Here is a 24,647-nt window from a genome sequence, read left to right as displayed (position 1 = left end):
ATCACCATGAAATTTACCGATTTATTCGTACGCCGCCCCGTGCTGGCGCTGGTGATCAGTACCTTGATTCTGATGCTGGGCGTGGTCGCCATCCTGCAACTGCCGATCCGTCAATACCCGATGCTCGAATCGTCGACCATCACGGTGAAAACCACGTATCCGGGCGCTTCGGCGGAACTGATGCAGGGCTTTGTCACGCAGCCGATCGCGCAAGCCGTATCGTCGGTGGAGGGCATCGATTACCTCACCTCGTCATCGGTGCAGGGCAGCAGCACGGTCACCGTGCGCATGGAATTGAACCGCGATTCCACGCAGGCGTTGACGGAAGTGATGGCCAAGGTCAACCAGGTGCGCTACAAGCTGCCCGAAGGGGCTTTCGACCCCGTCATCGAACGCTCGGCCGGCGATTCCTCGGCCGTCGCCTATGTCGGCTTTGCCAGCGAGAGCGTGTCCGCGCCCGCGCTGACGGACTACCTGGCGCGCGTCGTGCAGCCGATGTTCGCCACCATCGACGGCGTGGCGAAAGTCGACGTATATGGCGGCCAGCAGTTGGCCATGCGTTTGTGGATCGACCCGGCGAAACTGGCGGCGCGCGGATTGACGGCGGCCGATGTGGCCGACGCCGTACGGCGCAATAACTACCAGGCGGCGCCCGGCAAAGTCAAAGGACAATTCGTCGTCTCGAACATCAGCGTCAACACGGATCTGACCAGCGTGGCGGAGTTCCGCGACATGGTCATACGCAAGGGCGGCGATGACAGCGCGTCGCTCGTGCGTCTGAAAGACGTGGGCACGGTGGAACTGGGCGCGGCCGCCACGGAGACGAGCGGCATCATGGACGGCGTGCCGGCCGTGTACCTGGGCCTGTCGCCCACACCAGGCGGCAATCCGCTGGTGATCGTCGACGGCATCAAGAAGCTGCTGCCCGAAATCCAGAAAACCCTGCCGCCGGGCGTAAAAGTCGAACTGGCGTTCGAGACGGCGCGCTTCATCCAGTCGTCCATCGACGAGGTGGCGCACACCCTGCTCGAAGCGCTGCTGATCGTCGTCATCGTCATCTACCTGTGCATGGGTTCCTTGCGCTCCGTGCTGATACCCGTCGTGACGATCCCGTTGTCGATGCTGGGCGCGGCGGCGCTGATGCTGGCCTTCGGCTTCAGCATCAATTTATTGACCCTGCTGGCCATGGTGCTGGCCGTGGGCCTGGTGGTCGATGATGCCATCGTCGTGGTGGAAAACGTCCATCGGCATATCGAGGAAGGCAAGACGCCCGTGGCGGCCGCCCTCGTCGGCGCGCGCGAAGTGGCCGGCCCCGTGATCGCCATGACGATCACCCTGGCCGCCGTGTATGCGCCGATCGGCATGATGGGGGGACTCACGGGTGCGCTGTTCAAGGAATTCGCGCTCACGCTGGCCGGCGCCGTGGTGGTGTCGGGCGTGGTGGCCTTGACCTTGTCGCCCGTGATGAGCTCCTTGCTGCTGCAGCCCAAACAATCGGAAGGACGCATGGCGCGCGCCGCCGAGCATTTCTTCGAAGGTCTCACCAGCCGCTATGCGCGCCTGCTGGACCGCTCGCTGCACCACCGCTGGCTCAGTGCCGGTTTCGCCGCGCTGGTGATGGTCAGTTTGCCGTTTTTATACCTGCTGCCGCAGCGCGAACTGGCGCCGGCGGAAGACCAGGCCAGCGTACTGACGGCGATCAAGGCGCCGCAGCACGCCAACCTCGATTACGTCGAGCGCTTTTCCTACAAGCTCGATGCCATCTACAAAAATATCCCGGAAACGGACTCGCGCTGGATCATCAACGGCGGCGAAGGTCCGGCATCGAGCATCGGCGGCATCAACCTGACGCCGTGGGCCGAACGCGCGCGCAATGCGGCCGTCATCCAGGCCGAATTGCAGCATGCCGTGGGCGACGTGGAAGGCACGAGCATCTTCGCCTTCCAGCTGGCGCCCTTGCCGGGATCGAGCGGCGGCTTGCCCGTGCAGATGGTGCTGCGCAGCGCGCAGGATTACGCCACCCTGTTCCGCACCATGGAAGACGTCAAGCAGCGTGCGCGCGATAGCGGCCTGTTTGCCGTCGTCGACAGCGACCTCGATTACAACAACCCGGTGGTCAAAGTGCGCGTGGATCGTTCAAAAGCCAACAGCCTGGGCATCCGCATGCAGGATATCGGCGAATCGCTGGCCGTGCTGGTGGGTGAAAATTACCTGAACCGCTTCGGCATGGATGGCCGCGCGTATGACGTCATCGCGCAAAGCCCGCGCGAACAGCGGCTCACGGCGCAAGCCCTGACGCAGCAGTACGTGCGCGCTGACGATGGCAGCCTGCTGCCCCTGTCCGCCGTTGTCTCGGTGACGGAACAGATCGAGCCGAACATGCTGACGCAATTCAACCAGCAAAATGCGGCCACCTTCCAGGGCGTGCCGGCGCCGGGCGTGACCCTCGGCGACGCCGTCGCCTTCCTCGATGGCGTGGCCAAGACCCTGCCGCCGGGCTTCAGCTATGACTGGCAGTCCGATGCGCGCCAGTTCGCCACGGAAGGCAATGCGCTGTTGCTGGCGTTCCTCGCGGCCGTCGTCGTCATCTACCTGGTGCTGGCGGCGCAGTATGAAAGCCTGACGGACCCTTTGATCATTTTGATCACCGTGCCGCTGTCGATCTGCGGCGCGCTGATTCCGCTGGCCCTGGGTTACGCCACCGTCAACATCTACACGCAGATCGGCCTCGTGACCCTGATCGGCTTGATCAGCAAACACGGCATCCTGATGGTGGAATTTGCCAACGAATTGCAGGTGCATGAACAGCTGGACCGCATCACGGCCATCCGCAAGGCGGCGCAGATCCGCTTGCGCCCGATTTTGATGACGACGGCCGCCATGGTGGTGGGCCTGGTGCCGCTGCTGTTCGCCTCGGGCGCGGGCGCCAACAGCCGCTTCGGCCTCGGTGTGGTGATCGTCTCGGGCATGTTGATCGGCACCTTCTTTACCCTGTTCGTGCTGCCCACCGTCTACACCTTTCTGGCCCGCCGCCACACGGCCGACCATGCCACGCCGCGCGCACGCGATTTGTCGCAGGCGCTGAAGGAATCCGTATGAAAAATTACCGCTATCTAGCCTCCCTTTTTGTCGCCCTCTTCCCCGTGCTGGCCGGCTGCGCCGTCAGCCCCGCCTATGTCACGCCGGGCACGCCCGCCATCCATTTGGCCAGTCCGCAGCAAGCGCTATTCGCACCCGGCGCGAGCGCCGTCAGCGAGGCCGCCTGGTGGACGTTTTTCGACGATGCGCGCCTGTCGCGGCTGATCGCCAGCGCGCTCGAACACAACCTCGATATCGCCCAGGCGCAGGCGAATCTGCTGGCCGCGCGTGCCATCTTCGACGAACGCCGGCTCGATGAACTGCCCACCGTCACGGGCCAGGCAGGATGGCAGCGCGCAGTCAAGCAGGACACTCCAGACAGCCGCGCCGCCAGCGCCAGCACGCGCATAGGGTTCGACGCGCAATGGGAGATCGACCTGTTCGGCCGCCTCGGGCACATGAGCCGTTCGGCGCGGCCCCCCCCCGCCGCGGCGCAGGCGGACTTGCGGCAGGTGCGGCTGACGATCGCCGCCGAAGTAGCGCGCAATTACTATGAGGCGCTGGGCTACCAGCAAAACCTGGCGCTGACGCAGGCGCAGGTGCAAAGCTGGCGCGATACGGTGGCATTGACCGACGCGCGCATCCGCGCCGGCAGCGGCTTGCCGGAAGAGCGCCACAATGCGCTGGCCAACCTGGCGCGCAGCGAGGCGATGCTACCGCCCTTGCAGGCGGGTTTACTCCAGGCGCAGTACCGGCTCGACGTGTTGAGCGGTCAAACCCCGGGCGCCATCGCGCTGGCCACCACGCCGTGGCAACAGGCGCCGCTGGCGGGCCAGCTGCCGCTCGGCGACGTGAACCGCCTGATCAAGCAGCGTCCCGACGTGGTGCGCGCCGAACGCCTGCTGGCCGCCTCCAGCGAAGACGTGGGGGCCGCCACGGCCGACCTGTATCCGCGCCTGAGCCTGGGCGGTTTCCTGGGCTTCTTCGCGCTGCGCGGCAGCGGTGTATTCGACGGCGGCGCGCGCGCCTTCGAGGTGGCGCCATCGGTCAGCTATCCGGCCTTCCGCCTGGGCAGCGTCAAGGCACGCTTGCGCGGCACGCAGGCAGAAGCGCAGGGCGCGCTGGCGCGCTATGAGCAGACGATGTTATTGGCGCAGGAAGACGTGGAAAACGCCGTCACGCAACTGGCGGAAAACCAGACGCGATTGGCGTCCCTGCTGCAGTCGGCGCGCCATGGCAACGCGGCCCTCGGCATCGCCAGCACGCGCTATCAGGGCGGTTCCGGCAGCTACCAGGCCGTGCTGGAAAACCAGCGCGCCTTGTACGATATCCGGCGCGAAGCGCTGCTGGCGGAAACGGCGTCCTACATCGATGCGATTGCCCTGTACAAGGCGCTGGGATGGGGGCAAACTATGTAGTATTTTCGATCAAAAGGAGAGACGATGTTCACGCAAGGCAGCTGGCTCAATGCACCGGAAAACTGGTCCGACGACGGCGCGCAATTGCGCGTGACGACGGACGCCAGCACGGATTTCTGGCGCAAGACCTCGTACGGTTTTATCCGCGACAGCGGCCACTTTTTCGGCACCGGCATCGAGGGCGATTTCACGGCGCAGCTGCATGTGTCGGCGCAGTACGCAGCGCTGTACGACCAGGCGGGCCTGATGGTGCGCATCGATGCGGAAAACTGGATCAAGTGCGGCGTCGAATTTTCCGACGGTCAGCTCTTGTTGAGCACCGTGCTGACGGTCGATACATCCGATTGGGCCGTCAGCCTGGCGCCCGCCATGCCGGACGGTTTCTGGCTGCGCGTGACGGTGGAAAAAGGCGCCATCCGCGTGCAGTATTCGACCGATGGCACGCGGTGGCCGCTGCTGCGCCTGGCGCCGTTTCCCGTGGCATCGCGCTACCTCGTCGGTCCCATGTGCTGCACGCCGGAACGCGCTGGACTCGAGGTCGTGTTTTCGCAGTTTTCCACCGGCCCGGCGCTGCAAAAAGACTTGCACGATCTCAGTTAAGTGGCCGTGCGTGCGTGGTGGATCAGGTGGCGGAATCGAGCCACTGATTCTCGACACACCATTGCCGCACGTCGGCGGTCAGTTGTACTGAAACCGGCTGGAGTCCCGGGGGTTTTTTCTCGTATTTCCGGATGCTGGCTGCAAAAAAAGTGAAGAAAGCGGCGCCGATCAATTTGCGTTGTCCCGGCGTGTCTTTTTTCACCGGCACGAAGTCTTCCTCGTCCATGGCGATATCGAGGCCGAACATGTTGTCGCTGGCGTAGTAGCGGCAAAAGGTTTTTCTCTGCAAGTCTTTCGGCACGCAGCGCAGGCAGACAAACAATTCCCAGTCGAGGGCAGGATATTTTTCTTCCATCAAGGGACCAAGCTGCCGCAGTTCATGACCAATGTCAAAGACCTTGGTCCAGCTTGGCGAGTCCGATGTCGTGTCTATGCGCATCTTTGTTTTCTCCGAATGCAAGAACCGCATGATACGCACATCGTGCTTCCGGCAGCGCACACGCACAGCGCCATCAGCTCAAGGCCGTATCGAGCACCATCATCAGGAGAAAACCAAACACCAGCGCGATACTGGAAAAACCGCCATTGCCGCTGCGCTGCGCCTCGGGAATGGCGTCGTGCACGATGACGAACAGCATGGCGCCGGCGGCCGCCGCCAGTCCCCACGGCAGCAGGGCGGACGAGAGGCCGATCAGGGCCAGGCCCGCCAGCGCCGCCACGGGTTCAACCAGGCCGGAGGCGGCGCCCATGGCCACCGACAGACGCCGGCTGTAGCCCACGCTGCGCAGCGCCAGCGCCACGACCAAGCCTTCGGGTACATCCTGGATGGCGATGCCGGCCGCCAGCGCATTGGCGCGTTCCAACTCCACGCCGGCATAGCCGACGCCGATCGCCAGTCCCTCGGGCAGGTTGTGCAAGGTGACGGCCAGCACAAAAATCCACACCCTTTTCAGGCTGCTGGCGGCGACGGGCGCGCCGTGCCGCACGCGTTCGCGCACCACCAGGTTGAGCGCGACGATCAGCAGCATGCCCAGTCCCATGGCGAAGGCCACCAGCAGGCTGGCGTGCATGGGCGTTGCCACGCGCTCCCTGGCCGCCGCCAGCGCCGGCAGCACCAGTGAAAACGCGGTGGCCGCCAGCATCACGCCGGCGCCAAAACCGAGGAAGCAGTCGTAGCTGCGCTGCGAAAATTTGTGCGACAGCAGCACCGGCACGGTCCCCAACGCCGTGGCGGCTGCCGCCATGCCGCCGCCGATCAGGGCCGGCTCCAGATGGGCATGGCGCAGCGCCAGCTCGGTCGTCAGCGCGTACAGCAACCACAGCGCGCCACCGCCGCACAAGGCAAAGCCCAGTGCCTGGGGCCAGGACCAGTGTCTGGCCAGGGCCTGCAGCGCGCGCGGCGTGTTCACGCTGGCGGTACCCGGCCTGCCGCGCTACAAGGGCATGGACGAGGTGCCGCCATCGCGCCCGTTCGGCCGCATGCCCAGTTCGGCGCCCGTCAGCGGATCGGCATCGGGATTCGATGCCGTGCGCGCGGCCATCTGCTGCACGGTGGCCAGTTCGTCCTGCGGCAATTTCACTTCCGCTTCGCCCGTGCCGCCATCGACGGCCATCTGCTGGCGCGGGTCGGAAATGTACTGCCACTTGCCGCCCTGGTTCCACGGTCCCCGTTCCTCGCCCGGCCCCTGCGACATATTGAAATACACATCCGCGTACTGCGGATCGCCCGGCAGTTTGCCCGGCGGGAAATTGGGCTCGATCGAATACAGGGCTTTTTCAAACGACTTCTGGTGCGCCACTTCGCGCGTCATCAGGAAACCCAGCGCTTCCTTCACGCCCGGGTCGTCCGTCAGGTTGATCAGGCGCTCGTAGACGATCTTGGCGCGCGCCTCGGCGGCGATATTCGAGCGCAGGTCGGCCGTCGGTTCGCCGATGGTGTCGATGTAGGCGGCCGTCCACGGCACGCCGGCCGAGTTGACCAGGGGTGCGCCGCCGCCGTACAGCACCTGCGTCACATGGCTGTCGTTGCCCGCGCCCGTGATATTACGGTACAGCTCCGCCGCCTGGTCGACGCCCTCGGCCAGCCTGCCCTTGGCGCCCTTGTTGAGCATGACGACGATATTGCCGATCACTTCCAGGTGGCTCAGTTCTTCTGTCGCGATATCGAACAGCATGTCCTTGCGGCCCGGATCGTCCTCGGACAAGGCTTGCGTGAAATAGCGGCAGGCGGCGGCCAGCTCGCCCTGCGGGCCGCCGAATTGTTCCAGCATCAGGTTGGCCAGCCCGGGATTGGGCTGCTCCACCCTGACCGTGTATTGCAGTCGCTTGTTGTGTGCAAACATGGGGTTCTCCTCGTTCGCAGCACGCCGGCCTACTCGTGCTGATTCAGTGATCTGTGGATGTCCTTCGACTCGTTGCGGCCCGGCCGGTCGTCAGCCAGCTTGCCCGCTTCGCTTTGCGGCCGCTGCGCCGCGCCCTTGACATGGGCATTGCCATCGGGCTGCGTCAGGGTGCGCAGGTTTTCCTGCTCCACCGGGTCGGGCCCGCCCTGCGGCGTGATGACGTCATTGGCCCAGTGGCCGCTGTTGGCATTGCCGCTGGCCAGCTTGCCGCCGCCCTGGTTGGCATACGCATCGCCCTGCGACTGATTGACGTCGCTCTTGTCCATGCGCGTGTTGCGGCCCTGGTCGGTGGGGTGCTGGGGCGTATTACCGTGTTTTTCCTGCATGCGCTTCTCCTCGGGTAGTGGATGAAGTTCCATGCTACTGGCGCGCAGCGGCCGGCAAGATAGGCGCGCGGCGGGCCGGCGTGTAGGAAAGTGACTCGCGCAGCGCCTCAGCGCCGCCGCAGCCACAGCGCGCCGGCGGCCAGGCCGATGCCGAAAGCGCCGTACACCAACAGCAGCGAGGGGCGCGACAGGCGCATCTCGTAGCCGGGCTGCAAACGGTGCGGCGTCAGCTGGTAATCCGTGAAACAGGCCACGGCCGTGGCGCCGGCCGCCGCCGCGACGGTGGACGCCACGCGGCGCCGGTCGAGGATGCGCGCCGCATAACGCTCGAACAGCACGCCCCAGAACATGGCGCTGCAATGGTGGATGACATAGCCGACCAGGGTGTGCCTGAGCGAGGCGTCGTCGCGGCGCGCCGCCTGGTCGCCCCACAGCCAGTGGCTGACGGCGTTGACGGCGGCGAACACGCTGCCCGTTTCGCGCCGCCCGCACAGGGCCAGGGCGGCGGCGGACAGGAGGGAGGCAAGGCTGCCCGACAGGGCGCCATGACGCAGGGTGGCAGGCAAGGATGGCATGGTGATCTCCTATGGTGATGCGGCAATGAACTGAAACGCAAAAGACGAATCCAACTCCCATCAGGAAAGGGTATCGATGCGCATACTGCTGACGGGGGCGAGCGGTTTCATTGGAACGCATGTTTCGACCGCGCTGCTGGCCGAAGGTTTCCAGCTCGCGTGCACGACACGCCGCGCGCCGCCGCACGCGCGCAGCGGCAAGGAGCCGCGCGTGCGCCTGATCGAGGCCGATTTTGCGCGCGACACGGCCAAGGCCGCGTGGCTACCGCGCCTGGCCGGCATCGACGTCGTCATCAACTGCGTCGGCATCATCGCCGAGCATGGCACGCAGACGTTTGCGGCCCTGCACACGCAGACGCCGCGCGCCCTGTTCGCCGCCTGCGCCGAGAGCGAGGTGCAGCTGGTGATACAGCTTTCGGCCCTGGGCGCCGACGAAGGCGCCGTCTCGCCCTACCATCTGAGCAAGAAGGCGGCCGACGATTTTCTCGCCGGCCTGCCGCTGCGCGCCGTCATCGTGCAGCCTTCGCTCGTGTATGGCGACGACGGCGAAAGCGCGCGCCTGTTTCGCATGCTGGCCAGTCTGCCCGTGTATCCCCGCTTCGGCCGCGCGCCGCAACCGGTGCAACCGGTGCACGTGGACGACCTGACCGATGTCATCGTGGCGCTGGTGCGCGGCGCGGGCGCGCTGGGCGGACAGAAGACGCGCCGCGTGCCCGTCGTGGGGCCGCAGGCGCTGCCGTTTGCGGCCTACCTGGCGGCCCTGCGCGCGGCCATGGGGCTGGGACGCCTGCGCGTCGTGCCGCTGCCCCGGTGGCTGATGCCGCCCGTGCTGCTGCTGGCCAGGCTGCTGGGCTTTGCCATGCCGGACCGCGCCACCCTGGGCATGCTCGAACGGGGCAATACAGCCGATGCGGGGCTCACGCGGCGTTTGCTGGGGCGCGCGCCGCGGCCCGTGGCGCAGTTCATCAGCGACGCGCGCGGCGCGGCCGTGCGCGCCCAGCTGGACTGGCTGCTGCCCGTGCTGCGCCTGTCGATTGCCATCGTGTGGATCGCCACGGCCATCGTCTCGTCCGGCGTCCATCCAGTCGAAGACAGCTATGACCTGCTCGAACGCAGCGGCGTGCCCCCAGATTGGGCGCCACCGCTGCTGGCCGGCGCCTGCCTGTTCGACCTGCTGCTGGGCATGGCCACCCTGGCGCTGCACCCGCCGTGGCGGCGCTGGCTATGGCCGCTGCAGGCCGCGCTCATCGTGTTCTATACCGTCTGGATCGCCGTGTTCCTGCCGGAATTCCTCTGGCATCCATACGGCCCCCTGACGAAAAACCTGCCCATGCTGGCGGCCCTGTGGCTGCTGTACCAACTGGAGGAACATCCATGGAATACCTGATCGTCAAATGGCTGCACATCGTCTCGTCGACCCTGCTGTTCGGCACCGGCATCGGCTCGGCCTTCTACCTGCTGTTCACGAGCCTGAGCCGCGACGTGCGCGCCATCGCCGTCGTCAGCCGCCACCTGGTGCGCGCCGACTGGCTGTTTACGGCCACCACGGTGGTGTTCCAGCCCCTGAGCGGCTTTTACCTGGCCCATCTGGCCGGTTATCCCTTGGGCAGCCGCTGGATCGTCTGGTCCGTGGTGCTGTATCTGGTCGCGGGCGCCTGCTGGCTGCCCGTCGTCTGGCTGCAGATGCGCATGCGCGACATGGCGCAGGCCAGCGCGCGCGACGGGCTAGCCTTGCCGGCGCTGTACTGGCGCTACCTGCGCATCTGGACGGCGCTGGGCGTGCCCGCCTTCTTCGCCCTCATCGTCGTGTTTTACCTGATGACGGCCAAGCCGGCTTGAACACGCATCACCGGGTTTGCGTCAGTGCTTGCGACCCTGCTTCTTGCCGCCGCCGGCACCCTTGCCGGAACCGGCCTTCGTATGGCTGGCCGCATCCTTGCCGCGCTTGCCAACGTCATTGTCGGTACTGCTTTTGTCTTCCGTGGGGCCGGCCGATTGGCGGTTCTGGCCGGCCTGCGATTTTTGCTTGGTCATGAGGCGCTCCTGATGAACGAGGGGACCTTGTCAGCCTAGCCGCCATGGCGCCATTGTCCATCGGCGCGCCCGCCGCCACGTTGTAGGATCAATCCGCCCGCACCGCCCACGTTTCATGCAGGTGGCGCCACAGCAAGGCGCCATCGGGCGTTTTGTCATACACGACGGTGGACCAGCGCTCGGTGTTTTCCGCCCCCGGCAGCGACTGGAATTCGCGGTAGGAGACGGTGGCGCCGGCGGCGCTTTCCTGGATCAGCTGCAAGTCCGTGATGCGCATGGCGAGGCCCGGGCGGCTGCCGCCGGCGCCCTGGAAAAACCTGGTCAAGCCAAAGTGATCGAGCCGCATTCCACTCGGCGCCACCATCGTAAAGCCGGGCGAAAAACGCGCCAGCAATTGTGCGCAGCTTTCCGCCGCCGCCTCACCAGAGAGCCATGCGCGGATCAGCACATGCGTGGATAAAACGTCGTCAAAATAGGGATTCGTTGCAGTCATTTTTTTGCTACTCCATGGTGTTGTAAAAGGTCGAGAACGGCGCGGTTGTCGATGCGCAAGCACAGTGCCAAAGGCAGCACGCACGAGGCGGCGGCCAGCGCAAAGCACCAGTGGAACACCTGCGCCGCACGCAGATGCTGGGCGGGGTCGTCCAGCGATGCGATGCCCTGCGCCGCCAGCAAGCCATTCAGCAGTACGCTGAGCAGCGCCACGCCCAGGCAAAAGCCCAGCTGGCGGTTGATATTCCACACGGCGCTGGCCTGGCTCAGCTGCGCGTCCGGCGTGCGCAAGAAGGCCGTGCTTTGCGCCGTGCTGCTGCACAAGCCGCCGCCAAAGCCCATCACGGCATATGCGCCGGCCAGCCAGAACAGCTGATCGGCCGCATTCACGCGCAGCAGCATCAGCATGCCCGCCGCCTGCAACAGGGCGCCCGCGATGAACAGCGGTTGCGGACCCACGCGGCGGTAGCTTTTGCCGGTCAATGAAATGGCGGCAAACGAAGCCAGCGCCCACGGCAGCATCAGCGCACCGGCCGTCGACGCCGACATGCCGAGCACGCCCTGCAGGTACAGCATGGCCAGCAGGCTCACGCCCATGAAAACACCCGGCACCAGCAGATACATCAGCATGGCGATGCGCAGCAGCGGTTCGGCGGCCAGGCGCAGGTTGAGCAGCGGCGTCGACTTGCGCAGCGCACCGCGCACGTAGCCCCAGGCGCAGACGGCACCCAGCGCCAGCACGCCGGCGCCGGCCAGCAGCTCGTCCGGCGTGCCCAGCATGGTCAAGCCCAGCAACAGCAGCAAAATCGCCGTGCTGCCCGCCAGCAGGCCGGCCACGTCGAGACGGGGCACGGCCCCGCGCGGCGGGTCGGGGCGCAACCAGCAGGCGGCCAGCAACAGCGCCAGCGCGGCAAACGGCACGTTCAAATAGAAAATCCAGCGCCACGACAGGCTGTCGACGATGACGCCGCCCAGCGCGGGCGACAGGGCCGGCGCCAGCAAGCCCACGAGCATGATGACGGAGGATAGTCCCGGCCGCTCGGCAGGCTGATACAGCTGGTAGGTCATGCTTTGCCCCAGCGGAATGAGCAAGCCGCCGCCGAGGCCCTGCACGCAGCGCCAGGCGATCAGCGCCTCGATCGATGGCGCCAGGCCGGCGCCGATGCTGGCGACTAAAAAAGTTAGCAACGATGCCATGAACACGGTTTTGCTGCCATAATAGGCAGCCAGCCAGGCGCTGGCAGGGATGACGATGGTCAGACCGAGGATGTAGGCGGTGCTGATCCAGGCCAGCTGCGCCACCGAAGCGTGCAAGGCATGACCGATGTCGGGGTAGGCGACGCTGGTGATGAACATGTTGATCAGGTCGACGAAAAATCCCAGCAGATAGATGGCCGCGACCTTTTTGCGATAGTCCATGGTGCTCCGAATGGCAAACGGCCAGCTTAAGCGCCAACCGCCATTTGCGTAACGGGCCAGCCCCGATTACACTGTCAAATCTATTTTGACAAAGCCCTGCAACCCGCATCTCTTCTTATTTTTATCTATGATCAGTCTTGACCGCCTGGGTATTTTTATCGCCATCGTCGATGCCGGTTCGCTGACGGCGGCCGCCGCCGTGCTGGGCCAGAGCAAGGCCGTCGTCAGTTTTAATTTGAAACAGCTGGAGGCGGAACTGGGCGTGTCTCTGCTCACACGCAGCACGCGCAGCCTGGCGCTGACCGACGTGGGGCGGCGCTTTTATGAAGATTGCCAGCGCGTGCTCAGCGAAGCGCAGGGCGCCATCGAAACGGCGCGCCAGGGCCACCAGGGCTTGCGCGGCACCTTGCGCCTGACCACTACCGTCGAATACGGCAGCCGCACGGTAATCCCCGCGCTGATCGCCTTTGCCGCCGCCCACCCGCAGCTGCAGATCCAGCACTCGTCGTCGTCCTCGCATGAAGACCTGATCTCGGGCGGCTACGATCTGGCCATCCGCATGGGTTCCCTCAACGATTCAAGCTACCGCGCCGCGCTGATCGAGCCGTACGCGATCTGGCCGGTCGCCTCGCCCGCCTACCTGGCCAGCCTGCCTGCGAAGGGCATCGCCACCTTGGACGACTTGCAGCGCGCACGCTGGCTGGCGCACAGCCGGCTCAGCACGCCCTTGCGCTGGGACGTGCAGACGCCGGACGGCCCCGCCGCCTTCACGGCGCAGGACGACGCCGCCATCCATTCCGACTCCGCTTCGGCCCTGCTGGGCTTTGCCCTGGGCGGCTGCGGCGTGGCCCTGCTGCCGCAGTGGCAGGTGGAGGCGGAAGTGCGCGCGGGACGCCTGCGCCGCCTGCTGCCCGACGTCGTCTTCCCGGAGCAGGGCGTGTATGCCGTGTATCCGAACACCCAGCATATCGCGGAAAAAGTGCGCGCCTTTATCGACTTTTTGCGCGCCTTCGTGGGCACGCCGGACTGAGGTTTCACGTGGTCAATACTTGTGAAATACAACAATTTCCAAGGGGCAAACGGGCGCCACTTTCGTTTTTCCCGGCCTACACTGGAAGGACGTTGTTCACCGATTGGAGACCATCATGGCACATACATTGGCAGCAGTTTTCGCCGTGCGCGATATGGCCGAGCGCGCCCGGCACGACCTGATCACGGCTGGCTTCCCCGGCGCCAGCATCCGCCTGCATGATGCGGGCAGTGACGATTTTTCCGCCACCGAAAACATCCGCCGCGACGACAGCGACAGCCTGCTCGACAGCGTCAAGCATTTCTTCACCGACCTGTTCGGCAGCCACGCCGACCGCCACATCTATGCGGAAGCCGTGCGGCGCGGGCATGTCGTGCTGACCCTGGAAGAGGCCGGCGACGCCGATATCCAGCGCGCCACCGACATCGTCGAACGCTACGCGCCGCTCGACATCGATGCGCACGCCGATCACTGGCGCGCCGGCGGCTGGCAAGGCGCGCCGCAAGACGCCAGCGCGATGCGCCAGGGCGCCAGCATGCAGTCCAATACGCCATCGCAGCAGGGCAGCATGAACGAGGCGCCAGGGTCGCAGCAGTTTGCCAGCGACATGGCCCCGCCGCCGTCCAGCGCGGGCGCCAACGTGCGCCGCTATCCCAGCGCCGACAACCTGCCCGGCACCAATTACGACGACGAGCAGTATTACCGCAGCCACTGGAGCGCCACCTATGTCGCCACCGGCGCGCGCTTCGAGGACTACGATCCCGCCTACCGCTATGGCCATTCGATGGCAAGCAGCGACAGCTACCGGGGCCGCCCATGGGACGACGTGGAAGCGGACCTGCGTTCCACGTGGGAGCACACGTATCCGCAATCGGCGTGGGACAAGTTCAAGGCGGCCGTCAGGCATGGCTGGGAACGCGTAACGTCCTGACGCGCGGGGAGGGGGATGGTCCCCTCTCAGCGCCCCTCGTGCGTGAGCTTGAGGAAGTGGTTCAGGATATGGAAATGGTCTTCGAAGAATTGCTCTTCCATGGCCGGCAGCGCGGCCACGGGCACCCACTGCGCCAGCGCCGCATCGTCGGCCGCCGTCACGGCCGGCAGCTGGCGCGTCTTCAAATCGAAGTAATGCGCATGCGTGATGGTGCGCCCGCGCTGGCTGCGGTCCGGGTGGTCGAACACGGCCACCCCGACCAAGGCCTCGACGAGGGTGGGCGCCAGCACGCCCAGCTGGGTTTCCTCCGCCAGTTCGCGCAGGGCGCCCTGCAGCAGGCGTTCGCGCGGCTCCAGGAAGCCGCCGGGCAGCGCCCACAAGTCCTTGCCCGGATAGCCGCCGCGGCGCACGAGCAGCACGTGGCCGCCCGTCTGCACCAGCGCGTCGACGGTGGTGAAGATGGGCGGATACGGTGCCGCGCGCCAGCGCGCTTTATACGCTTCGATGACGCGGTATTCCTGCACCAGCGGCGCATACCACGGCAGCAAGGTCCACGCTTTTACATACTGGCCGATGGCCGCCGGCAGCAGCTGGGCCACGGCGCTCAGCGACACGTCCACGTCCTCGGCCTCGAACAGCACGTTGCGAATCGCCGTCGCGCCGATGGGCGCGCCAGGGTCGATCTCCAGGTTTAGCAGCTGCCAGTGCGGGAAGTGGTGCAGGTAGTAGCTGGTGGCGTCCTTGAAGCAAGCCACCAGCATCACGCGCTGCGCCTTCGGCACGGCGCCCGCCACGGCGTGCCGCACGGCATCGGCCCACAGGCCATCATCGTAGTAGTCGCGCACGGCCACGTAATGCACGCGCGCGCGCTGCGCCTCGGGCAAGGTCGCGGCAATCATGGCGGCCCGCTCCTGCCATGTAAACGGGTTCTTCGGGCTGCGCGCATGGAAGGCCGAGCCGAGCACCACCACCACTTGCGCGGCCGTCGTCAGGGCCTTTTGCAGCAAGCCCGCATGGCCATTGTGAAAAGGCTGAAAGCGGCCGATCAGGATGGCCGCGTCGGCAGAATAGGTGAGGGTCATGCGTCGTCTCCGGTGGGGTAGTGGGCGGCGATCGGCAATTGACGCCCGCTGCCAAAGGCGCGCGAACGCACGCGGATGATGGGCGCCGCCTGGCGCCGTTTGTATTCATTGCGGGCGACCATCCCGAGGATGCGCGTCACGAGAGCGCGGCCCTCGTCCGTCTCGCGCAGCTGGTCGACCAGGGTCAACGCTTGCGCGCTTTCTTGCGTCGGCAGGCGGCGTCCTTCGATATGCCATTTGAGAATTTCATCGAGCACGGGATACGGCGGCAAGCTGTCCGTGTCGCGCTGGCCCGGCGCCAGTTCCGCCGACGGCGGCTTGTCCAGCACGGCGACGGGGATCAGTTCGCGCCCCGCGCTGGCGTTGATATGGCGCGACAGGGCGAACACCTCCGTTTTATACAGGTCGCCGATCAAGCCCAGTCCCCCATTCGTGTCGCCGTACAGGGTGCAGTAGCCAACCGAGATTTCGCTCTTGTTGCCGGTGGTGAGCAGCAGGGCGCCAAACGCGTTCGAGTACTCCATCAAGATCGTGCCGCGCACGCGCGCCTGCAGGTTTTCCAGCGGCAGTCCCTGCAGCTTGCCGTCGAAGGCTTGCGCATAGCCGGTTTCGTATTGCGCCACGATGTCGCGTATCGGATGCGTGTAGAGGGCGATGCCCAGGTTGGCGCACAGGGCGACGGAATCGGTGACGGAGCCGGCGCTGGAAAACACGGATGGCATGGTGATGCCCACGACGTTGTCGGCACCCAGCGCTTCGACGGCCAGGGCCAGCGTCAGCGCCGAATCGATGCCACCCGAGCAGCCGACGACGACTTGCGTAAAGCGGCAGCGGCGCGTGTAGTCGCGTAATCCCAGCACGATCTGGCGCCGCGCAAACTCCACGGCGGGGATGCCGTCCGGGTCGGGCACGGGAAACGCGGTACCGTCGGTACGCGTAAATCGGCCGTCGGCAAAGCACAGCAATGGAAAGTCTTCGACGAAGCGGGCCGCCTCGAATTGCACGCCCTGGCTCGGTGACATGGCGAACGAGGCGCCGTCGAACACGAGCTGGTCCTGGCCGCCCACCTGGTTGACGAACAGCAGGGGCAAGTTCACGCGCGCGCAGGCGGCGCCAAACACGGCGTGGCGCTGCGCGCGCTTGCCGATATCGGACGGGCTGGCGTTGATGCTGACGATCAGGTCGGGCCGCGCCGCGTGCAGGGCGTCGAAGGGGTTGACGGCGTAGGCGCGGCCATCGTCATTCCAGCCATCCTCGCAAATCATGAAGCCGACCTTGCAGCCGGCGATAGTCAAGGTGCAGGCGCCGGGCGGGCCCGGCTCGAAATGGCGGCCCTCGTCAAAGATGCCGTAAGTGGGCAGCAGCTGCTTGTAATATTCGGCGACGATGCGCCCGTCGCGCATCGCCAGCAAGGCGTTGTACAGGGGCTTGCCAACGCCGGAGTTGGGCCGCGCCGTGCCGATGACGGTGATCAGTGCCGGCCAGCGCGTGGACGCCTGCAGCACGGTATCGAGCGCCTGCTGCATGCCGCGCAGGAAGGCGGCATCCTCGAACAGGTCGCCCGGGTAATATGCACACAGCGACAGTTCAGGACAGACGAGCAGATCCGCGCCTTCCTCGCTGGCGTGCTGCATGCGCGCGATGATGGCGGCGACATTGGCGTCGAAGTCGCCCACGGTGGGATTCATCTGGGCGAGGGCGATGGTCAGCATGGCGATCTTTCAGTTGGTTGCGCTTGAAACCACTATCCTGCCTGAAAATTTTTCTGAGCGTCTGATGCAACCGTGCAAGCCCGCCGATCCCGCTACAAGGTCTTGAGCCAGGCCCGCAAGCGCGTGCGCGCGTTCGCATATGGCGACGAAGTGTTGAACTGGATCATGCGCCCCATTGTGTAATGCGTGTACCAGGGCTGGCCATACAATTGCGCGTCATCATGGCTTTCGACCAGCGCCAGCAACTGGTTTTTCGCCTGCTCCAGGCGCTGCAGCAAATCGTCCATGCCCAGTTCAGCATAGTCGGCATAGAAGCGCTGCGCCAGCTTTCCCAGAGCGTTCCACGTGAAACCTTCGGCGGGAAAGGCGATGTCCTCGATGTGTTTGCCGTCGCGCAGCTGCGCGTGCCAGTGCAAAACCAGCTCATTCCACCCCACCAGGTAGGCGAGCAAGTCGCACACGCTCATGCGCGTGCCCGCCACTTGTCCTTCCAGCACGGGCTCCCGCGATAGCGCCGGCGGCACGCGCGCCAGCTCCTGCGCCAGTTTCGCATACGTGGTGGTAATCGCTTCGATCAGTTCCGACTTGCTGTTGGGGACCGCCATCACGCCGCCTTGACAATAGGCAAGCCAGCCGCCTGCCAGTCGTCATAGCCGCTGCCGAGACGGCGCGCCTGCAAGCCGTACTGGCGCAAGGCAGCCACGGCCTGCACGGACAGCACGCAATACGGGCCGCGGCAGTAGGCGGCGATCTCTGCGTTCGCGGGCAATTCGTCGAGGCGGCGCTGCAAGTCATCAATAGGAATATTGACCGCACCGGGCAAGTGGCCGGCGGCAAACTCCTGCGCGGGCCGCACGTCGAGCACGGTGATGCTGGCTTCGCGCATGCGCTCGAGCAGTTCGTCGCCCGTGATCGCTTCCACGTGGTCGCCCCGTCCCAGCGCCTGCAATTCGCTGCGCTGGTGCTGCGCGTACACGTCCAGCGCGGCCAGCAGTTGCACGATGGGTCCGCTGCCGAGCCGGTACAGCACGCGCTTGCCATCGCGCCGTGCCTGCACGAAACCGGCACGCCGCAACTGCTGCAAATGCTGGGACGTGTTCGCCACGGACAAGCCCGTCAACTCCACCAGCTGCTCCACCGCATATTCGCCGTGCACGATCTGCTCGAGCAGGCGCAAACGCGGCGCGCTGCCTAAAATATGGGCAAACCCGGCGGAACCGGTGAGGAATTCGATATCGGCATTTTTCATTGACACAATGCTAGCACCCTTATAACATTCAAGCAATTCATTGAATGTTAGGGGCGGCAATGCAAATACTTTGGCTCGATGCGCTGGCGATCGGCGTGGGCGCGACGGCGGTGATGGATGTGTGGGCAGTGGCCTTGAAACGCTTCTGGTGCATCCCCTCGCTGAACTTTGCGATGGTGGGGCGCTGGCTCGGCCATTTGCCGCGCGGCACCGTGACGCACACCAATATTGCCCAGGCGGCGCCCGTGCGCGATGAAGCCATCCTGGGCTGGACGGCCCATTACATGATCGGCGTGCTGTTTGCGGCCGTGCTGCTGGTGCTGGTGGGACAGGAGTGGGTCAGCCAGCCGACGTTTGCGCCGGCGCTGCTGGCGGGTCTCGTGAGCGTGGCCGCGCCATTTTGCATCTTGCAGCCGGGCATGGGCGCCGGCCTGGCCGCCAGCAAGACGCCGCACCCAAACGCCGCCCGCCTGCGCAGCTTGATGGCGCACACGGCGTTCGGCGTCGGCCTGTACCTGGCGGCCCTGCTGTGGTCGACCGTGCGCTGACTTGTGCCGACTAGCTCGTCAGCGGCGGTACCGGTGCGGGCGCCGGTGCAACGGCTGACATGGCCGGCGCCTCGGGCTGCGCCGGCACCGTACTCAGCACCATCGTGCTGGGTTTGGCGATCGCGATGTGCGCCTCGTCCAGGCGCTTAAGCAGTTCGAACAGCAGCGCGCTGCGGATGCCCGACGTCAGGCGCGGCGACGAGGCAAAGCCGGTGGCGTTGAACAACAACAGGCCATTGTCGATGCCGTCCAGCTGCACATTCGGCGCCGGTGTGTCGAGCACGTCGGGATTGTCGACAAAGACGGACAGGATCAGCGCGCGCGCCACCTGCGCATCCGTGCCCAGCGGCAGCGGCAGCTTCACCTGCACCAGGCCCAGCGGATTGGCCAGGGTCACGTTGCGCACCGTCTTGGTAATGAATTCCGAGTTCGGCACGATCACCGTCGAGCGGTCGCCCAGCTGAATTTCCGTGGCGCGCACATTGATGCGGCGAATATCGCCTTCCACGCCACCGAGCGACACCCAGTCGCCCACTTTGACGGGACGCTCGGCCAGCAGGATCAAGCCGGAAACAAAGTTCTGCACCACCGCCTGCAAGCCAAAACCGATACCGACCGACAAGGCCGACGCCACCCACGCGATGCGCTCGAGGCCGATGCCGGCCGCCGACAGGGCCAGCGCCACGGCCAGCACGCCGCCGATGTAGCCGAACAGGGTGATGAACGACACTTGCATTCCTGTATCGAGATTGGTGGTCGGCAAATAACTATTTTGCAGCCAGCGCTTGAACAGGCCCAGCGCGATAAAGCCGACGACCAGCACCAGCAGCGCCTGGATCATGGCAGCCGGGCGGATCGCCACTTCGCCGATGGCCAGGCCATCCTGCAGCTTGCCGACGCGCTGGAACAGCTCGCCCGGACCTTCGCCAAATGGCGCCAAGAGCAACATCAGGGCCAGCAGCACGACGATGGCGCGGCCGATGCCCGACAGCAGCACGGCCGCCTGGTCGCGCGCCTTGGGCGTGGCCAGCACGGGATGGGCCGCGTCCGGCGGCGGCGGGGTGGAGGCCAGCAGCATGCAGATATCGTCGACCAGCACCGTCAGCAGATACGTGCTGCACACCACGACGATGACCCAGGCGATTTGCTTGGCGACAAAGCTGCCGAACGCCACATAGCCGACCAGCAAGCTGATGACGCTCGACGCCAGCGCCAGCCACAGCAGCACCGTGACGCAGCGCAGCCACAGCGGCGTGACGAGGGTGGCGGGATCGGCCTCGCGCAACTGGCGCCAGCAGCGCTCGGCCCGCATCAGGCCGTAGGCGATGGTCGTGCTCATCACGAGGGCGACGATGCAATTGACGGCCACGGCCGTCGACAGGCCCGCATTGATGACGATGGTGACCCGTTCCGTCGCCCACACGAGCACGACGATGAAGGAAAACATCGATGGAAAATTGCGCATGCGGTGCGCCAGCGCATCGGGCAGGGGCAGCAGACGCCACGACACGCGGCGCGGCGACAGCAGCGCGTGGCCCAGCCCTGCCGTAAAACCGGCAAAACAGATGATGCCGATCAAGCTGCTGAGGAAAGTCGAGGTTTTTTCGGACAGGCCGCCCTCCCAGCGCAAGCCCATGGCCAGCAATTCCGCCACCAGGCCCGGCGTGGCCAGCGCCAGCACCAGCACGGCCAGTGCATGCAGCGAGCGGCGCAAGCGGCCATGCGGCACGCGCGTGGACGTGACCACCAGCAAATAGCGCGAAATCCAGACGCTGGCACCGATCACGGCCACGATGGCGGCCAGCAAGCCGCCCCAGGCCGACCACGGCGTGGCGCTTGCCGCGTTCGCCAATTCCAGCTCCAGCGCCCGCAGCCGTTGCAGATTCTGCGGCAATTCCGCATGCAGCTGCTTCCAGAACGAGCCGGCCAGAATCGACGCCGTGCGCTCGCCCAGGCGCGCCTGCAACTGCGCGCGGCGCACCGTCGACACTTGTTCCGACGCCTGCGTCGCTTCCACGGCCAGCAGGCGCGCCAGTTTTACTTGCGCATCGAGCGCGCTGCTGGTGCGGTCCAGCTGGCTGCGCTGCGCCGCCACGTCGGGGGCGTCTTTCGTGCCCGCCGCCGGCTTGCCCAGCTCGGCCAGCCGCGCCTGCACGCTGGTGAGCGTGGGCGCGAGCGCATCGGCCACCTTGTCCGCCTCGGCGCTGGCCGCCAGCGCATCGGCGCGCATCTGCGACAGGGTCGCATCATCGAGCTCCGCCTCGCCATCGAGCGCCTTCTGGATGCTCGTAATCTGCTTGCGCAAGCCATCGAGACGCTGGTCGGCCGTGGCGGCATCGTCGACGGGCTGCGACCAGGCGGGCGGCGGGGCCAGCGAGCAGGCCAGCAACAACGCCAGCAGGAAGGGGAAGAAACGGAGACGGAAAGAAGTCATGCGGACCTAAGGCTGAAAATGGGAAAAATTGCCGAATCGGCGGCGACGCCGGTCATGGCCTGCCGCCAGGCGGGTGCCTGCCAATATAGCTGAAAACACGCGCAAGCCGCAGAACAGGCGGAACCGGCGTGCATCCAAGGGGGCGACTAGGCATATTGCCCTATGGAAATATCATATGAAAAGGTCTAGGATCGTCCTCCGTTTGGCGGCGCGGCCCCCAATCCGCAGCCGCCGACCTTTTGACCATTCCCTCCGTATTGAGACCGCCATGAAGTTTTTATCCAACCTAACCATCGGCACCCGCCTCGCCGTGGGCTTTGGCGCCATCGGCGCCATGCTGATCATCATCTCCTGCCTGGGCATTGCCATGCTGGGCAAGATCAACCAGGGCACCGGCCATATCGTGCATGACAGCATGCCGAAGATCGAGCTCGCCAACAGCGTATCGGCCAACATCAACGACATCGCCATTGCCTTACGCAACATGATGCTCAGCGCCGATCCGGCCGACCAGCGCAAGCAAACGGACGCCATCCTGGCCGCGCGCCAGACGGCGGCCGGCAATCTCGGCAAGCTCGCGAACATGCTCGATTCGGACCGTGAACGCACGCTGATGGCCAAGATGAACGACGCCAACACGCGCTACGCGCAAGGGCAGGAAGCCTTGCTGGAACTGATCAGGAGCGGCACGCCGGACGACAGCAGCGCCTACCTGTACGGCCAGCTGCGCCCCGTCTTGCTCGTCTACAAGCAATTGATTGCTGAACAGATCAGCTTGCAAAACACCCTGGCCAACACGGCGGGCGACAATGCCAATGCGACCTATGCCAACACGCGCACCTTGCTGATCGGCATGTCGCTGGCAGCGCTGGCCATCGCGGCGGCCTTGGCGTACGGCATCACGCGCTCGATCACCGGCCCCGTCGCCACGGCGCTGCAGGTGGCCAACACGGTGGCCGCGGGCGATTTGCGCAGCCACATCACAGTGCAGTCGCGCGATGAAATGGGACAGTTGTTACAGGCGCTCAAGCGCATGAACGACAACCTGGCGCAAACGGTCGGCACGGTGCGTGCCGGCACGGAAACGATCGCCTCGGCCTCGTCCGAAGTGGCGGCGGGCAGCCTGGACCTGTCTGCGCGCACGGAGCAGCAAGCCAGCTCGCTGGAAGAGACGGCGTCATCCATGGAAGAGCTGACCTCGACCGTCAAGCAGAATGCCGACAATGCTCGCCAGGCGCATGTGCTGGCCGACACGGCTTCCGGCGTGGCGCAGCGCGGCGGCGCCGTCATCGCGCAAGTGGTGGCGACCATGCGGCAAATCGACGCCTCGTCGAACAAGATCGCCGACATCATCGGCGTTATCGACGGCATCGCCTTCCAGACCAACATTCTGGCCTTGAACGCGGCCGTGGAAGCGGCACGCGCGGGCGAGCAGGGCCGTGGCTTTGCCGTCGTGGCCACGGAAGTGCGCAGCCTGGCGCACCGCTCGGCTGCCGCGGCCAAGGAAATCAAGACCCTGATCGACGACTCGACCCGGAGCGTGGCGGCCGGCAGCGAGCTAGTGCATCAAGCCGGCAACACCATGACCGACATGGTCGACAGCGTGCGCCGCGTTACCGACATCATGGAAGAAATCACGTCCGCCAGCGCGGAACAGACGGCCGGCATCGAGCAAATCAACCAGGCCATCAGCGAGATGGACAACGTCACCCAGCAAAACGCGGCCCTGGTGGAAGAATCGGCGGCAGCGGCGGCGGCCATGCAGGAACAGGCGGCGACCCTGGCGCAGGTGGTGAGCGCATTTAAACTGGGCGGCGTGCCGGCGGCGACCTTGCCAACACCTGCCGCGCGGCCAGCGGCCGGCACGGCAATGCGCATGGCCGTGACAGCGGCGCCACAACGCGCCTGCGCGCCGGCCCAGTGGGAGGAATTCTAGAATAGCGCGACGACGGATCATATGAACATAAGATTGAATTTAATCGTATTAAATTCAGTTTTATGTTCACTTTAAAAATCAACTGCGGCGTTCATATTCTTCCAATTAAAGACCACAATCCGCCGGCCGCCGCGACATCACGCGCGACGCCATGCTGCTCGACGTAACCCGTTTCGGCTTCGCCACGCGCCAACAGGCGGAAGATGATGTCGCTGCCCTGCTGGCGCGCATCGAGAAAGCTTTTGCGCAGGTGGCGCCGCTGCTGAACGCAGCCTTGCGGGCACGGATGGCGGAGCGCTTGCGCCCGGCTTAAGCGCAGGCGTAACTTCACCAGCCTGCTAGGAAAGCTCTCCCCGGATGATTGCCGCGCCTGCGCTGAGCGCATTCAGTTTGCCTCTTGCCACCTGGCGAGCCAGGGGCGCCATGCCGCAGTTGGTCGAAGGATAGAGCTTGTCGGCATCGACAAAGCGCAGCGCTTTGCGCAGGGTATTGGCCACTTCCTCCGGCGTTTCAATGGTATTGCTGGCCACGTCGATGGCGCCGACCATCACTTTTTTGCCACGGATGAGTTCAATCAGGTCGATGGGCACACGCGAGTTGTGGCATTCGAGCGAGATGATGTCGATATTCGATTTCTGCAGCTTCGGGAAAGACTCTTCATATTGGCGCCACTCGGAGCCCAGCGTATTTTTCCAGTCCGTATTGGCCTTGATGCCGTAGCCGTAGCAAATATGGACGGCCGTTTCGCACTTGAGTCCTTCGATCGCCCTTTCCAGGGTGGCAATCCCCCAATCATTGACCTCATCAAAGAAGACATTGAATGCGGGTTCGTCAAACTGGATGATATCGACGCCGGCCGCCTCCAATTCCCTCGCTTCCTGATTGAGGATCTTGGCGAATTCCCAGGCCAGTTTTTCACGGCTCTTGTAGTGGCTGTCATACAACGTATCGATCATCGTCATCGGGCCTGGCAGGGCCCATTTGATCGGCTGCTTGGTTTGCTGGCGTAAAAACTTGGCGTCTTCCACAAACACCGGCTTCGGGCGGCTCACGGCGCCCACGACGGTCGGCACGCTCGCATCGTAGCGGTCACGAATCCTGACGGTCTCGCGTTTGTCAAAATCCACGCCGCTCAGATGCTCGATAAACGTGGTGACGAAATGCTGGCGGGTTTGCTCGCCGTCACTGACGATATCGATGCCTGCGTGCTGCTGTTCCTGCAGTGACAAACGCAGAGCATCCTGTTTGCCCTCGATCAATTCCTCGTCCTGTAATTTCCACGGCGACCACAGTTTTTCAGGCTGTGCCAGCCAGGAAGGTTTGGGCAAACTGCCGGCAGTAGAAGTAGGCAATAATTTTTTCATGTTGAATGCTTTCGTTT

24 protein-coding genes are annotated in these 24,647 nt (G+C 65.1%); 10 read left to right on the top strand and 14 right to left on the bottom strand.

Translation table 11 applies throughout. From position 1 onward, the window contains the following. Window positions 1-6 precede the first annotated feature (6 nt). The 3 genes from KO538_RS13895 to KO538_RS13885 are packed head-to-tail and all read left to right on the top strand — an operon-like array spanning window position 7 to window position 5,096. A complete protein-coding gene (locus KO538_RS13895; protein ID WP_219328618.1) occupies window positions 7-3,099 on the top strand; it encodes a MexW/MexI family multidrug efflux RND transporter permease subunit in 3,093 nt (1,030 codons plus the stop codon). Beyond that, window positions 3,096-4,496: an efflux transporter outer membrane subunit gene (locus KO538_RS13890; protein WP_219328617.1), complete on the top strand. Its 1,401-nt coding sequence runs from the start codon at window positions 3,096-3,098 to the stop codon at window positions 4,494-4,496. Before KO538_RS13895 ends, KO538_RS13890 begins: the two co-directional genes overlap by 4 nt. Before the next feature lie 24 nt (window positions 4,497-4,520). Beyond that, on the top strand, window positions 4,521-5,096 hold the full coding sequence (locus KO538_RS13885) for a DUF1349 domain-containing protein (RefSeq protein ID WP_219328616.1): 576 nt from the start codon (window positions 4,521-4,523) through the stop codon (window positions 5,094-5,096). Window positions 5,097-5,118: 22 nt separating this feature from the next. On the opposite strand, the gene KO538_RS13880 is transcribed toward KO538_RS13885, so the two are convergent. From KO538_RS13880 to KO538_RS13860, 5 genes are all read right to left on the bottom strand, one after another. Continuing rightward, entirely contained in the window at window positions 5,119-5,535 is a 417-nt protein-coding gene (locus KO538_RS13880; RefSeq protein WP_219328615.1) for a hypothetical protein, read from the bottom strand. A 73-nt stretch (window positions 5,536-5,608) separates the two neighbouring features. Next, window positions 5,609-6,505 (bottom strand): ZIP family metal transporter, encoded by an 897-nt coding sequence (locus tag KO538_RS13875; protein WP_374106850.1) that lies wholly within the window; start codon window positions 6,503-6,505, stop codon window positions 5,609-5,611. 24 nt (window positions 6,506-6,529) lie between these two features. After that, window positions 6,530-7,438 carry a manganese catalase family protein gene (locus tag KO538_RS13870; RefSeq protein ID WP_034752585.1) on the bottom strand — a complete coding sequence of 303 codons (909 nt, stop codon included), beginning with the start codon at window positions 7,436-7,438 and terminating at the stop codon, window positions 6,530-6,532. A gap of 29 nt (window positions 7,439-7,467) precedes the next feature. Then, window positions 7,468-7,824, bottom strand: coding sequence for a hypothetical protein (locus KO538_RS13865; protein ID WP_219328614.1), 357 nt, complete (start codon window positions 7,822-7,824; stop codon window positions 7,468-7,470). A gap of 107 nt (window positions 7,825-7,931) precedes the next feature. Further along, window positions 7,932-8,399 (bottom strand): hypothetical protein, encoded by a 468-nt coding sequence (locus KO538_RS13860; RefSeq protein ID WP_219328613.1) that lies wholly within the window; start codon window positions 8,397-8,399, stop codon window positions 7,932-7,934. Window positions 8,400-8,475: 76 nt separating this feature from the next. Here KO538_RS13860 and KO538_RS13855 point away from each other — a divergent pair, with 76 nt between their 5' ends. Beyond that, window positions 8,476-9,786, top strand: a complete 1,311-nt coding sequence (locus KO538_RS13855; protein ID WP_219328612.1) for an SDR family oxidoreductase — start codon at window positions 8,476-8,478, stop codon at window positions 9,784-9,786. Next, a complete protein-coding gene (locus KO538_RS13850; protein WP_072456065.1) occupies window positions 9,774-10,238 on the top strand; it encodes a DUF2269 domain-containing protein in 465 nt (154 codons plus the stop codon). Before KO538_RS13855 ends, KO538_RS13850 begins: the two co-directional genes overlap by 13 nt. 21 nt (window positions 10,239-10,259) lie before the next feature. Here KO538_RS13850 and KO538_RS13845 read toward each other — a convergent pair whose 3' ends face one another. The 3 genes from KO538_RS13845 to KO538_RS13835 all read right to left on the bottom strand — a co-directional run bounded on the left by KO538_RS13845 (window position 10,260) and on the right by KO538_RS13835 (window position 12,344). Then, window positions 10,260-10,433: a hypothetical protein gene (locus KO538_RS13845; protein WP_161781496.1), complete on the bottom strand. Its 174-nt coding sequence runs from the start codon at window positions 10,431-10,433 to the stop codon at window positions 10,260-10,262. 88 nt (window positions 10,434-10,521) lie between these two features. Further along, a complete protein-coding gene (locus KO538_RS13840; protein WP_034752591.1) occupies window positions 10,522-10,926 on the bottom strand; it encodes a hypothetical protein in 405 nt (134 codons plus the stop codon). Beyond that, window positions 10,923-12,344, bottom strand: coding sequence for an MFS transporter (locus tag KO538_RS13835; RefSeq protein ID WP_034752592.1), 1,422 nt, complete (start codon window positions 12,342-12,344; stop codon window positions 10,923-10,925). Before KO538_RS13835 ends, KO538_RS13840 begins: the two co-directional genes overlap by 4 nt. Before the next feature lie 127 nt (window positions 12,345-12,471). Here KO538_RS13835 and KO538_RS13830 point away from each other — a divergent pair, with 127 nt between their 5' ends. Together KO538_RS13830 and KO538_RS13825 are read left to right on the top strand one after the other, a co-directional pair. Further along, the gene (locus KO538_RS13830; RefSeq protein ID WP_219328611.1) at window positions 12,472-13,374 is read left to right on the top strand and encodes a LysR family transcriptional regulator; all 903 of its coding nucleotides are present in this window, start codon (window positions 12,472-12,474) and stop codon (window positions 13,372-13,374) included. A gap of 115 nt (window positions 13,375-13,489) precedes the next feature. Next, window positions 13,490-14,305, top strand: a complete 816-nt coding sequence (locus KO538_RS13825) for a hypothetical protein (protein WP_219328610.1) — start codon at window positions 13,490-13,492, stop codon at window positions 14,303-14,305. Window positions 14,306-14,331: 26 nt separating this feature from the next. On the opposite strand, the gene KO538_RS13820 is transcribed toward KO538_RS13825, so the two are convergent. The 4 genes from KO538_RS13820 to KO538_RS13805 form a co-directional block, all read right to left on the bottom strand. Beyond that, window positions 14,332-15,387, bottom strand: coding sequence for a bifunctional nicotinamide-nucleotide adenylyltransferase/Nudix hydroxylase (locus KO538_RS13820; protein ID WP_219328609.1), 1,056 nt, complete (start codon window positions 15,385-15,387; stop codon window positions 14,332-14,334). Further along, complete coding sequence (locus tag KO538_RS13815) at window positions 15,384-17,099, bottom strand: NAD+ synthase (protein ID WP_219328608.1); 1,716 nt, start codon at window positions 17,097-17,099, stop codon at window positions 15,384-15,386. Before KO538_RS13815 ends, KO538_RS13820 begins: the two co-directional genes overlap by 4 nt. A 92-nt stretch (window positions 17,100-17,191) precedes the next feature. Then, complete coding sequence (locus KO538_RS13810; RefSeq protein WP_034752600.1) at window positions 17,192-17,704, bottom strand: ClbS/DfsB family four-helix bundle protein; 513 nt, start codon at window positions 17,702-17,704, stop codon at window positions 17,192-17,194. Then, entirely contained in the window at window positions 17,704-18,348 is a 645-nt protein-coding gene (locus KO538_RS13805) for a metalloregulator ArsR/SmtB family transcription factor (RefSeq protein WP_034752602.1), read from the bottom strand. The genes KO538_RS13810 and KO538_RS13805 overlap by 1 nt, the downstream gene beginning before the upstream one ends. A gap of 59 nt (window positions 18,349-18,407) precedes the next feature. Here KO538_RS13805 and KO538_RS13800 point away from each other — a divergent pair, with 59 nt between their 5' ends. Beyond that, window positions 18,408-18,896: a DUF2938 domain-containing protein gene (locus KO538_RS13800; protein ID WP_200873025.1), complete on the top strand. Its 489-nt coding sequence runs from the start codon at window positions 18,408-18,410 to the stop codon at window positions 18,894-18,896. Between the two features lie 10 nt (window positions 18,897-18,906). Here KO538_RS13800 and KO538_RS13795 read toward each other — a convergent pair whose 3' ends face one another. Next, window positions 18,907-21,330 (bottom strand): DUF3772 domain-containing protein, encoded by a 2,424-nt coding sequence (locus KO538_RS13795; protein WP_034752606.1) that lies wholly within the window; start codon window positions 21,328-21,330, stop codon window positions 18,907-18,909. Window positions 21,331-21,598: 268 nt separating this feature from the next. On the opposite strand from KO538_RS13795, the gene KO538_RS13790 reads away from it, so the two are divergent. Then, window positions 21,599-23,266 carry a methyl-accepting chemotaxis protein gene (locus KO538_RS13790; RefSeq protein WP_034752608.1) on the top strand — a complete coding sequence of 556 codons (1,668 nt, stop codon included), beginning with the start codon at window positions 21,599-21,601 and terminating at the stop codon, window positions 23,264-23,266. A gap of 151 nt (window positions 23,267-23,417) precedes the next feature. Then, window positions 23,418-23,579, top strand: coding sequence for a hypothetical protein (locus KO538_RS13785; RefSeq protein ID WP_219328607.1), 162 nt, complete (start codon window positions 23,418-23,420; stop codon window positions 23,577-23,579). A 25-nt stretch (window positions 23,580-23,604) separates the two neighbouring features. On the opposite strand, the gene KO538_RS13780 is transcribed toward KO538_RS13785, so the two are convergent. Beyond that, window positions 23,605-24,630 (bottom strand): methionine synthase, encoded by a 1,026-nt coding sequence (locus KO538_RS13780; protein ID WP_034752611.1) that lies wholly within the window; start codon window positions 24,628-24,630, stop codon window positions 23,605-23,607. Window positions 24,631-24,647: the final 17 nt, after the last annotated feature.

It is taken from the genome of Janthinobacterium sp. NKUCC08_JDC, assembly GCF_019345575.1.
Taxonomy (GTDB): Bacteria; Pseudomonadota; Gammaproteobacteria; order Burkholderiales; family Burkholderiaceae_D; genus Janthinobacterium; species Janthinobacterium aestuarii.
The sequence above is the reverse complement of the archived record's forward strand: the minus strand, read 5'-3'. Positions and strand labels throughout refer to the sequence as shown.

Bases quoted from the DNA above. Each gene is read 5' to 3' on its own strand.
- KO538_RS13895 (WP_219328618.1), top strand. From the start codon at position 7: ATGAAATTTACCGATTTATTCGTACGCCGCCCCGTGCTGGCGCTGGTG.
- KO538_RS13890 (WP_219328617.1), top strand. From the start codon at position 3,096: ATGAAAAATTACCGCTATCTAGCCTCCCTTTTTGTCGCCCTCTTCCCC.
- KO538_RS13885 (WP_219328616.1), top strand. From the start codon at position 4,521: ATGTTCACGCAAGGCAGCTGGCTCAATGCACCGGAAAACTGGTCCGAC.
- KO538_RS13880 (WP_219328615.1), bottom strand. From the start codon at position 5,535: ATGCGCATAGACACGACATCGGACTCGCCAAGCTGGACCAAGGTCTTT.
- KO538_RS13870 (WP_034752585.1), bottom strand. From the start codon at position 7,438: ATGTTTGCACACAACAAGCGACTGCAATACACGGTCAGGGTGGAGCAG.
- KO538_RS13865 (WP_219328614.1), bottom strand. From the start codon at position 7,824: ATGCAGGAAAAACACGGTAATACGCCCCAGCACCCCACCGACCAGGGC.
- KO538_RS13860 (WP_219328613.1), bottom strand. From the start codon at position 8,399: ATGCCATCCTTGCCTGCCACCCTGCGTCATGGCGCCCTGTCGGGCAGC.
- KO538_RS13855 (WP_219328612.1), top strand. From the start codon at position 8,476: ATGCGCATACTGCTGACGGGGGCGAGCGGTTTCATTGGAACGCATGTT.
- KO538_RS13850 (WP_072456065.1), top strand. From the start codon at position 9,774: ATGGAATACCTGATCGTCAAATGGCTGCACATCGTCTCGTCGACCCTG.
- KO538_RS13845 (WP_161781496.1), bottom strand. From the start codon at position 10,433: ATGACCAAGCAAAAATCGCAGGCCGGCCAGAACCGCCAATCGGCCGGC.
- KO538_RS13840 (WP_034752591.1), bottom strand. From the start codon at position 10,926: ATGACTGCAACGAATCCCTATTTTGACGACGTTTTATCCACGCATGTG.
- KO538_RS13835 (WP_034752592.1), bottom strand. From the start codon at position 12,344: ATGGACTATCGCAAAAAGGTCGCGGCCATCTATCTGCTGGGATTTTTC.
- KO538_RS13830 (WP_219328611.1), top strand. From the start codon at position 12,472: ATGATCAGTCTTGACCGCCTGGGTATTTTTATCGCCATCGTCGATGCC.
- KO538_RS13825 (WP_219328610.1), top strand. From the start codon at position 13,490: ATGGCACATACATTGGCAGCAGTTTTCGCCGTGCGCGATATGGCCGAG.
- KO538_RS13820 (WP_219328609.1), bottom strand. From the start codon at position 15,387: ATGACCCTCACCTATTCTGCCGACGCGGCCATCCTGATCGGCCGCTTT.
- KO538_RS13815 (WP_219328608.1), bottom strand. From the start codon at position 17,099: ATGCTGACCATCGCCCTCGCCCAGATGAATCCCACCGTGGGCGACTTC.
- KO538_RS13810 (WP_034752600.1), bottom strand. From the start codon at position 17,704: ATGGCGGTCCCCAACAGCAAGTCGGAACTGATCGAAGCGATTACCACC.
- KO538_RS13805 (WP_034752602.1), bottom strand. From the start codon at position 18,348: ATGAAAAATGCCGATATCGAATTCCTCACCGGTTCCGCCGGGTTTGCC.
- KO538_RS13800 (WP_200873025.1), top strand. From the start codon at position 18,408: ATGCAAATACTTTGGCTCGATGCGCTGGCGATCGGCGTGGGCGCGACG.
- KO538_RS13795 (WP_034752606.1), bottom strand. From the start codon at position 21,330: ATGACTTCTTTCCGTCTCCGTTTCTTCCCCTTCCTGCTGGCGTTGTTG.
- KO538_RS13790 (WP_034752608.1), top strand. From the start codon at position 21,599: ATGAAGTTTTTATCCAACCTAACCATCGGCACCCGCCTCGCCGTGGGC.
- KO538_RS13785 (WP_219328607.1), top strand. From the start codon at position 23,418: ATGCTGCTCGACGTAACCCGTTTCGGCTTCGCCACGCGCCAACAGGCG.
- KO538_RS13780 (WP_034752611.1), bottom strand. From the start codon at position 24,630: ATGAAAAAATTATTGCCTACTTCTACTGCCGGCAGTTTGCCCAAACCT.